7 protein-coding genes are annotated in these 6,236 nt (G+C 34.5%); 2 read left to right on the top strand and 5 right to left on the bottom strand.

Annotation, left to right across the window (positions count from 1 at the left end):
* The first annotated feature begins 65 nt into the window (after positions 1-65).
* Complete coding sequence (locus tag HT723_RS10435) at positions 66-1,541, top strand: ABC transporter substrate-binding protein (RefSeq protein WP_000800407.1); 1,476 nt, start codon at positions 66-68, stop codon at positions 1,539-1,541.
* Between the two features lie 191 nt (positions 1,542-1,732).
* Here the strand turns inward: HT723_RS10435 and HT723_RS10430 are convergent, their stop codons facing one another.
* The 5 genes from HT723_RS10430 to HT723_RS10410 all read right to left on the bottom strand — a co-directional run bounded on the left by HT723_RS10430 (position 1,733) and on the right by HT723_RS10410 (position 5,620).
* A complete protein-coding gene (locus tag HT723_RS10430) occupies positions 1,733-2,347 on the bottom strand; it encodes an ATP-binding cassette domain-containing protein (RefSeq protein ID WP_050281781.1) in 615 nt (204 codons plus the stop codon).
* Between the two features lie 2 nt (positions 2,348-2,349).
* Positions 2,350-3,177 (bottom strand): hypothetical protein, encoded by an 828-nt coding sequence (locus HT723_RS10425; protein WP_138701815.1) that lies wholly within the window; start codon positions 3,175-3,177, stop codon positions 2,350-2,352.
* A gap of 4 nt (positions 3,178-3,181) precedes the next feature.
* On the bottom strand, positions 3,182-4,003 hold the full coding sequence (locus tag HT723_RS10420) for a hypothetical protein (protein WP_000771482.1): 822 nt from the start codon (positions 4,001-4,003) through the stop codon (positions 3,182-3,184).
* Entirely contained in the window at positions 4,004-5,080 is a 1,077-nt protein-coding gene (locus tag HT723_RS10415; RefSeq protein ID WP_050223173.1) for a hypothetical protein, read from the bottom strand.
* Between the two features lie 147 nt (positions 5,081-5,227).
* Positions 5,228-5,620 (bottom strand): hypothetical protein, encoded by a 393-nt coding sequence (locus tag HT723_RS10410; RefSeq protein ID WP_000183091.1) that lies wholly within the window; start codon positions 5,618-5,620, stop codon positions 5,228-5,230.
* Positions 5,621-5,927: 307 nt separating this feature from the next.
* Here HT723_RS10410 and HT723_RS11975 point away from each other — a divergent pair, with 307 nt between their 5' ends.
* On the top strand, positions 5,928-5,996 hold the full coding sequence (locus tag HT723_RS11975; protein ID WP_341774917.1) for a hypothetical protein: 69 nt from the start codon (positions 5,928-5,930) through the stop codon (positions 5,994-5,996).
* Positions 5,997-6,236 lie beyond the last annotated feature (240 nt).

Here is a 6,236-nt window from a genome sequence, read left to right as displayed (position 1 = left end):
TTTTCATTGAGTATAAGATCATTACATTGTTTATAAGTTTAAAAATAAAAAAAGGAGTTTTTATCATGAAAAACTGGAAAAAATATGCTTTTGCATCTGCTAGTGTAGTCGCTTTGGCTGCAGGTCTTGCTGCTTGTGGAAATTTGACAGGTAACAGCAAAAAAGCTGCTGATTCAGGTGACAAACCTGTTATAAAAATGTACCAAATCGGTGACAAACCAGATAACTTGGATGAATTGTTAGCAAATGCCAACAAAATCATCGAAGAAAAAGTTGGTGCCAAATTGGATATCCAATACCTTGGCTGGGGTGACTATGGTAAGAAAATGTCAGTTATCACATCATCTGGTGAAAACTATGATATTGCCTTTGCAGATAACTATATTGTAAATGCTCAAAAAGGTGCTTACGCTGACTTGACAGAATTGTACAAAAAAGAAGGTAAAGACCTTTACAAAGCACTTGACCCAGCTTACATCAAGGGTAATACTGTAAATGGTAAGATTTACGCTGTTCCAGTTGCAGCCAACGTTGCATCATCTCAAAACTTTGCCTTCAACGGAACTCTCCTTGCTAAATATGGTATCGATATTTCAGGTGTTACTTCTTACGAAACTCTTGAGCCAGTCTTGAAACAAATCAAAGAAAAAGCTCCAGACGTAGTACCATTTGCTATTGGTAAAGTTTTCATCCCATCTGATAACTTTGACTACCCAGTAGCAAACGGTCTTCCATTCGTTATCGACCTTGAAGGCGATACTACTAAAGTTGTAAACCGTTACGAAGTGCCTCGTTTCAAAGAACACTTGAAGACTCTTCACAAATTCTATGAAGCTGGCTACATTCCAAAAGACGTCGCAACAAGCGATACTTCCTTTGACCTTCAACAAGATACTTGGTTCGTTCGTGAAGAAACAGTAGGACCAGCTGACTACGGTAACAGCTTGCTTTCACGTGTTGCCAACAAAGATATCCAAATCAAACCAATTACTAACTTCATCAAGAAAAACCAAACAACACAAGTTGCTAACTTTGTCATCTCAAACAACTCTAAGAACAAAGAAAAATCAATGGAAATCTTGAACCTCTTGAATACGAATCCAGAACTCTTGAACGGTCTTGTTTACGGTCCAGAAGGCAAGAACTGGGAAAAAATTGAAGGTAAAGAAAACCGTGTTCGCGTTCTTGATGGCTACAAAGGAAACACTCACATGGGTGGATGGAACACTGGTAACAACTGGATCCTTTACATCAACGAAAACGTTACAGACCAACAAATCGAAAATTCTAAGAAAGAATTGGCAGAAGCTAAAGAATCTCCAGCGCTTGGATTTATCTTCAATACTGACAATGTGAAATCTGAAATCTCAGCTATTGCTAACACAATGCAACAATTTGATACAGCTATCAACACTGGTACTGTAGACCCAGATAAAGCGATTCCAGAATTGATGGAAAAATTGAAATCTGAAGGTGCCTACGAAAAAGTATTGAACGAAATGCAAAAACAATACGATGAATTCTTGAAAAACAAAAAATAATCAGCTAAATTGATTTCGTGTATTCATTCCTAACTCCTAAAATAAGAATCACTGCTTTCTTCAGGCTTATCTGGGGAAGGCAGTGATTTTTTGAATGAAAAATAAACCAACTAATATAATTCAGGTATAGTTGGTCTTTTTGTATAAAATTGCTATTTTATGAGGAGTGTTGTTTCTGTAATAAATCATTCTTATCCCAAGTATAGAACTTCATCACAGAGACATTCGATATCTTGCTCTATATGAGAAGCTAGAATAATAAGTTTCCCCTTTTCTTTTAGGTGGAGTAATTTTTCTCGAATTTTTTGAACAGATTGCTTATCAAGTCCGTTCATTGGTTCATCTAAGAGTAATATATCTGGATTTTCCATAAAAGCCTGTGCTAGAGCTAATTTTTGTTTCATTCCTAAAGAGTAGTGTTTTACTTTTTTAGAAGAACTAGGATCGAGTCCTACATCTATCATACTCTGAATGATTTCTTTCTCTCCTATTTTATTTTTGATTAGAGCTAGTTGATGTAAGTTATCAAAACCAGAATAACCTTCCAGAAATCCTGGAGTCTCAATAATAACACCTACACTTGGTAAGAAGGGAAAATCTATTCCAAGTATGTTTCCATCTAATTCGATTTTTCCTTCAGTTATACCTTCTAATCCCGCTAAACACTTGAGTAAAACTGTTTTTCCTGAACCGTTATATCCAACAATTCCGTATATATTTCCACTGGAAAATTCAAAGGAAAGGTCTTCAAAAATTACATTGTGTTTATAGTTTTTACGAATAGATTTTAAATGTAAGTTTGTCATATCTATTGTCTCCTTATTTTTTTCATAACAACTAGGATTATGGCGAGCAAAAGGTATAAAAGTAGGATACGAGTAATTATTTCTGGTAGGGATAGTAAGCCAGAATGGGCTTCGTATTTAATATAATGGAAGTCTAGCCAAGTTAAAGGAGATAAAAATTTAATCCAGAAACGTGAAGCTTCTGTAATAAATAATTCTACAATAACTAATCCACAGGCTAAGGTATTTCCTAAATTAGAATAATGACTATTGAAAACGAAAATCACTCCCCCAATCAATATGAACATAAGGAATAACAATAAGAATATTTGAAAAAAAGCGCCATAGGGAGAATAATATTGCAGTATAATTGAGCGTAGATGCGTCATGCTATCAACACCTTCCGGAAATGAAATACGTCCTTGAGCTAAGGAGGGTAGGAGACGTCCCCAATGATTTGAAAAGTGTAGTGTAGGAAGAAAAGTGATTAGAATGCTGATGATTTGGTAAATCGAAGCGATTAAGCTCGCTATAATCAGATAAATAAACTGGGAGAGCATCCACTTTTTCTGTCCGATTTTTAAGATTAACCAAAACTGGAAAGTATCTTTTAAAGGAAGATTGCTAAATAGTAGTATGACAGATAAAATAGAAATTGCAGTGAACCATTGACTCGTGAAGAGAACAGTTACAATGCTGACAGGATAAGTTTCTTTGAAGTGATTAGCTAAATTAGAAAAAGGTAGCATTAAAATCAAAGTATAGAGGTGAAAGAAAATTAAGATAGGCAACAATCGTTTAAAGGTGAATTGTTGTTTTAAGAGAATAGTTACTACACGTATAATCTCCATAAGATTACTCCTTATCATAAAAATGCCAATGTTTTTTAAGAGCTAGTCGAATGATCTCTATTGACAAAAGTGCCCATAGAGTTAAGAAAATATAAGGATAAAGCAACGAAAAAATATTTCGAAAGTTTTCGTCACCTACTTGAAAATATGCTAGCCCTTCTCGTAAATAATCATCTGTCGTTAAGACGATATGTGGCAAGGTAAAAAAAGGGAGAACTCTCTCTAAACCAAATGTTGTGAGGACAAACCAGGCTGTACTTGGAAGAAGATAGACCATTAACACATTAGGGTAAAAAACGGAAAGAACTCCACCTAATAGAGTAAAGAATGCAAAATAGAGTCCAATTAGACTAATGAGAAGGAAGTAGAAAAGGAATATAAATCCTTGATTTAACAACCACTGATTGCTAAAAGTAGATGAGTAGTGAGAATTAGTGAGGGGAAAATAAAAGGAGAGGAGAATTAAAAAACAGAATCCTAAGGTCAGTCCTACAAAATAAGAACGGAAAATTAACCGTTTGACGAAGGAAGAAGCGTATTGTCGCAGAGACATACGACTAAGTAAAAAAGGAAGTCTATTTTGATGGTAGTCTTGTGAAAAGTCTGTTACTACAGTGGAAGCTGCTGTTAAGATATATAATGACATTGCTAGATTTCTAGAGAAGGAGAGCATGAAATAATCAGGGACTGCAAGTGAATTTCTTCCGTCTAATTTTATTGTTAGATCTGTATAGGACATCATCAATGCAACTACTAAGGAAAAGAGTAGTCCAATCCAAATCCTCCAATCTTTTAGCGTATATTTAAAGGGGAGAAGTAGTTTCATCTAACTTACCTCTTTCCAGTTTGTGGGATCGATAACTGCTTTATCTATACGATCTTTTTCTTTGATTGTAAAGATTAGGAAGGGACGATAGAGATTTCCTCCATAGAGTTCTTTTTCTTGAGTGGGAATAGGTATATACTCAATTGTAAATGACTCAATATAAATTGGACTGTCCAAAATCAAATTTTCGTATTTTTCTTTTAAAACATCTAATCCTTTTTGGACAGAAAGAGTCGCCATTTTATCTATTTTTTGAGTCGGTAAGATAACACCAGATAAATCAATTCCTTGAATCCCTGCTTGGGTGATGATAAAGTTTAGGTCAGGACCATGAATAAAACTAATCTCTCCGGATGAACCTAGCTGAGTTTCGCCATCAATAACTCTTTTACTAGAAAGTTTTGGAAAAACAGTAACATAGCACATATCAGTCAGATTGTTTTTGTCTATCTTTGTTCCTTTTAATTCTTTGGCATTTCTTTCGTAGGTTGGGAGATACTCAAGGAGTGTTTCTTTTGAGATAGCGTAGATGAGATAATCATAATCGTCAAATCCTAATTGGAGGGTATTTAGAAATTGCTTAACTTTGTTAACACCATCTTCTTTTGAAAATGGAAGTTCTTCTTTAAAGTCGGTTAGATTTAGATTATTTTCAATAGCGTCTAATCGTAGGTTGTGGAAAACACTTGATAGATCTGATATTTGATCAGATGTTAAATGAATCCATGATCCAGTTTTATTGACGGTAATATCTGCTCTGGTCTTTCCTTTTTGGAGTCTGGTTAAAGGATTCTTATCGGCAATAATTTCACTAATTTCACTATCGCTTCCCATAAAATTTTGGATAGCTGTTACCAATGTTTCTTTGTCTCCTTTTTTTGAGTCCCAAAAAGGCAATTCTTCTTTATAGGAGGTATCTATCTGGTCTGATAGATAGATTTGCTCTGTTATCTCTTTATAACCTTCTTTTATGGGAAGATTTTCCTTATTTATCTCAGTTGTTTGCTTTTGGCTATATTGACAAGCTGTTAAAAAGATAAAGGGAAGAATAAGTAGAAATAATAGGTATTTTTTCATAGTAAAAAGCTCCTTTAAAAAAGGAGCAGAGACATGATACTTTTTAGATGATGCCTCTACTCTTAGAAGGGGGCGTTAGGCTAGTGAGCGCTCACATGATAAACTAGCGAATAACCCAATGTTTGTTACTTTTTGTTTTGAGACGAATTAAGGGTCAAAACGTCCTGTTATATTCGAATTGAGCCAACCATATTTAGAGGCGTTGAGATAATAATAGCGTCCAATTGTCCCATAACCGTCATTATAGTGAAGATTATAGCGACCATTTGAATCAGCTATTTTCATTTCAGTTGCAGGCTCATCCTCAGCAGCAGTCCAAGCGCGAATTCTGACCTTTTTTCCCCAACCAAGACCACCTGTGATATTAGCAACAGCAGGGGAGCCGTCTGTTTTTTCAGTTTTTCGGCTACTAACGGAATAGTCTTCGCGTGTAACATGAAGATCAAAATATACCATCCTAGCAGAAACAGTCTGACTAGCTAAGGGGAGTAAGCAAGCGACTCCCAGTCCTAATGCGATGCATTTTTTCAAATTTGTCATCACAATACCTCCTTTGTATTTTAGTGAAATCGATTTCATTTACATTGTACTACTTTTTTTTTATAATGTCAACCGCAAAATAAAGTATTTGTGATTGTGTGTAATTCGAATGTGATAATGTCTTTATAAAATAAGTTATTAGATTTACATATCTCATAAAATATGGTTAAATTATTATATTGAATTTAGAATAGTACAGCATCTCTTCTAAAATATTGTTATAAATTGATTTGGATTCCAAAATTAAATTGCTCGATTCTTATTTCATTTTATTATATTTGACCCAGATAAAGCGATTCCAGAATTGATGGAAAAATTGAAATCTGAAGGTTCCTACGAAAAAGTATTGAACGAAATGCAAAAAACAATACGATGAATTCTTGAAAAACAAAAAATAATCAGCTAAATTGATTTCGTGTATTCATTCCTAACTCCTAAAATAAGAATCACTGCTTTCCTCAGGCTTATCTGGGGGAGGCAGTGGTTTTTTGGGCACAAGGATATAGATATTCCTGTTTTCTCTTATCCTTATTTTAATACTCAATAAAAATCAAAGAGCAAACTAGGAAGCTAGCTGCAGGCTGCTCAAAACACAGTTTTGAGGTTGTGGATAGAA

Origin of the sequence: Streptococcus sp. 2106, assembly GCF_013277315.1 — a bacterium.
GTDB lineage: Bacteria > Bacillota > Bacilli > Lactobacillales > Streptococcaceae > Streptococcus > Streptococcus pseudopneumoniae.
The sequence above is the reverse complement of the archived record's forward strand: the minus strand, read 5'-3'. Positions and strand labels throughout refer to the sequence as shown.